Genomic DNA, 3445 nt, shown 5'->3' on the forward strand with positions numbered 1-3445 from the left:
CATGTATACTCTCCTTCAGTTTACCAGGCCCTGCGGGCTCGGGATATCGAATGGAATGAACGGCGGGGCGTAGCGGGTCAGATTTGCGCCAAGCCCCCGTCGACGGCGACCTCGCTGGCAGTCATGAAGCTGCTGTCGGGCGACGCGAGAAACGCAGCCGCCGCCCCGATCTCCGCTGGATCGGCCATACGCTGAAGCGGATTCATCGAGGCGAAGACCTTCAAGCCCTCCTCGCCTATCGCTGCCTTCGCGAGTTCGGTCGCCGTCGGCCCGGGCGACAGCACGTTTACCCGGATGCCGGTGCCTTTCAAGTCTTCCGCCCAGGTCCGCGCGAGGTTGCGCACGGCCGCCTTGCTCGCGCTATAGACGCTGAATGCGGGCGCGCCCGTGGTGCCGGCGCTCGATCCGGTCAGGATAATCGAACCGCCCTCGCCCATCAGCGGCAGCGCCTTCTGGACCGTGAAGATCGTACCCTTCACATTGGTGTTGAAGGTCTCGTCAATGTGCCCGGCGGTGAGCTTGCCGAGCGGAAGCAGGCTTCCCACCCCGGCGTTGGCGAAGATGATGTCGAGGGCTCCGCGCTCGGCCTTCACCGCCGCGTAGAGCCGATCGAGGTCGGCCTCATCCGAGACCGAGCCCTTCACCGCGCGGGCATTGGGCCCGAGCTCGGCCACAGCGGCGTCTAGCGCTTCCTGCCGGCGGCCGAAGATGAAGACGAAGGCGCCCTCCTCGATGAAGCGCTTTGCAGCGGCGAGGCCGATGCCGGTGGCACCACCCGTTATAACCGCAACCTTACCATCCAGTTTTCCCATGACTTAATCCTTCCAGGCTCTGTCTTTGGTCGTTCGGGGACGCCCCGAGAACCTCTAGATGGGCCCGCCGGGGTCGCGCGGTGAGTGCGGAAGCGCGCACATCGGTGGTGCAGAATCGATCCGCTTTCAGGATTGACGCCAGCCCGCGACGATCCGTGTCCGCCGTTCGGAATAGCGTCGCCCTTGTCGACACAAGCCACGATATCCCGCCCCTACTGCTGTAGGATGTGTTAGATACGGGCTTTGGAAGGCGCACCGCGCGGTGCCGGATTGCACCATGATCGACTGGGATGACGTTCGCTACTTTCTAGCCGTCGCACGCGGAGGCTCGGTGCGGGCTGCCGGCGCGCAGCTCGGGGTGAATCACTCGACCGTGCTGCGACGCATCGCACAGCTTGAGGAACGCCTCGGGGCGCAAATGTTCGAAAAGCGGCCTTCGGGCTACCGCCTGACCGCTGCGGGCGAGGAGGTCCTCGAGCTCGCGAACCAGATGGAAGCGTCGTCGCACCAGCTGGAGACGCGCGTCTTCGGGCGCGACCAGAGCGTACGCGGACTTCTGCGGGTGACGCTGGCACCGCCCCTCGCGACGCACCTGCTCATGCCGGACTTCGCCGATTTCGCGCACCTGCATCCAGACATCGAGATGGAAATCTTGTCGTCCGGCGAGCTGGCAAATCTGACCAACCGAGAGGCCGACGTGGCGATCCGCGTCGTCTACGACCGCAAAAACCTGCCGCTCAATCTTCACGGACTGAAGGGAGCGGAGGTGTTTGGCGGCGTCTACATGTCCCGCGATCGCCTGGCCGCGTGGCGTGCGGGCGCACCTGATCCCATCCGGTGGATCGTCATAAGCGTTCATGGAATTCCAGAGTGGGCCAGCGCGGGTGAGGTTGGCACCACGGGAGTTCCATTCAGGATCACGGACGCCGAGGCGCAGATCGTTGCCGTACGGCAAGGTCTCGGGATCACGACACTGCCGTGCTTCGTCGGAGATGCCGACCCCCTGCTGGTGAGGGTGCCGGGCACCGACCTGCACCTGTACGGAACGCTCTGGCTTCTCACGCATGGGGAGACACGCAAGACGAAGCGCGTGCGGCTCTTCACTGAGTTCGTATCCCGCAGGCTCGCCGCCTACGCTCCGCTTCTCGCGGGACTGTCCACATCGCGCGACTGACGCCCGGCGGGTCGCCCGCGACGCTTGCAGTGGATAGGTGCCTGCAAGCGGACAGCGGCATCTATTGCGGTTGCAAATGCTCGGCCATGAAGTCGATGCACGCCTCAGTCTGGGCCTGATCTGTCGACCGGCCGGCCAGAAAACGTTGAACTAATCGGTCCCTGGGGGGCATGGGCGGTGGAGGAATGGGCGGCGGCGGCACAGGAGGTTTCGGAACGGATGCCTTCTCCGAAGATCCCTCTGCTTCACGGCGCGTGACCAGTCGCTGATCTGACCTCAGGCCGCCTCACCCGACCGGTGCTCGGCAATCGCACTCAGAAAAACCTGGCCGAATTCCTTGAGCTTTGCCGCCCCAACCCCATTCACTTCGGCGAAGGCGTCGAGGTCGTGCGGGCGGCGCTCGGCCATGTCGATCAGCGTACGATCCGAGAACACCACATAGGCCGGCACCTGGCGCTCCTTGGCGAGCCGCAGGCGCAAGGATTTGAGCGCGGCCAGTAGCCCGGTGTCCACAGCCGACTGCCCGAGATCCTGCCCCGAGCGCATCTTGCCGCGCAAGGCGCGGCTGCGTACCTCGACACGATAATGGAACGGCACCTCGCCACGGCCAAGCGCATGACCCTTTTCGGCGATGGCGAGGCCGCCATGGCCGGCCGGATCCGGCATCAGGAACCCGCCGGCGACGAGTTGCCGGATCAGCGATAGCCAGAAATCCTTCTTGTGCGCCAGACCACTGCCGAAACTCGTGAGCCTCTGGTGGTTCCTGGCAAGCACCTTCTCGGTTTCATGGCCGAGCAGGATGTCGATGACATGACCGGCACCGAAACGCTCACCGCTCTGGGCGATCGCCGTCAGGATGATCCGAGCCTCGGCTCCGCCATCGGCGCGCGGTGCCTGGTCGAGGCAGGTGTCGCAATTGCCGCAGGGCTGCGCTTCCTCGCCGAAATAGCCGAGCAGCACCTGGCGGCGGCACTGCGCCGTCTCGCAATAGCCTATCAGCGTGTCGAGCCGGCCATGCGAGCGCCTCTTGTGCTCGGGCGGCGCATCCTCGTCGTCGATGAACAACCTGCGCATGCGGATATCGCCCAGGCCGAACAGCATATGCGCCTCGGCGTCCCGCCCATCGCGGCCGGCGCGGCCTATCTCCTGGTAGTAGGCCTCCAGGCTGCCCGGCATGTCGGTGTGGAAGACATAGGCGACGTCAGGCTTGTCGATGCCCATGCCGAAGGCGATGGTCGCCACCATGACGACGCCGGACAAGGTCATGAAGCTGTTCTGGTTGGCGTCACGCGCCTCCTTGCTCATGCCGGCGTGATAAGCGAGCGCGGTGACGCCGTTCTTCTCGAGGAAGGCCGCCATCTCCTCCGTCTTCTTGCGCGACAGGCAATAGACGATGCCGCTGCGGCCGGGATGGCGCTCGACGAAGCGCAGCAATTGGCGCTTGCTGTCCTGCTTGGCC

Annotated in this window: 3 protein-coding genes; 1 reads left to right on the plus strand and 2 read right to left on the minus strand. The window is 65.0% G+C overall.

What is annotated here, in order from left to right; all coding sequences use genetic code 11:
• Positions 1-77 precede the first annotated feature (77 nt).
• Positions 78-812, minus strand: coding sequence for an SDR family oxidoreductase (locus EN969_RS22445; RefSeq protein ID WP_063169443.1), 735 nt, complete (start codon positions 810-812; stop codon positions 78-80).
• Between the two features lie 277 nt (positions 813-1089).
• On the opposite strand from EN969_RS22445, the gene EN969_RS22450 reads away from it, so the two are divergent.
• A complete protein-coding gene (locus tag EN969_RS22450; protein WP_063169444.1) occupies positions 1090-1986 on the plus strand; it encodes a LysR family transcriptional regulator in 897 nt (298 codons plus the stop codon).
• Positions 1987-2262: 276 nt separating this feature from the next.
• On the opposite strand, the gene EN969_RS22455 is transcribed toward EN969_RS22450, so the two are convergent.
• The coding region (locus tag EN969_RS22455) for an ATP-dependent DNA helicase RecQ (protein ID WP_164758419.1) at positions 2263-3445 on the minus strand (1183 nt) is incomplete at its 5' end.

It is taken from the genome of Mesorhizobium sp. M7A.F.Ca.CA.003.01.2.1, assembly GCF_003998945.1.
In the GTDB taxonomy this organism is placed as follows: Bacteria; Pseudomonadota; Alphaproteobacteria; order Rhizobiales; family Rhizobiaceae; genus Mesorhizobium; species Mesorhizobium ciceri.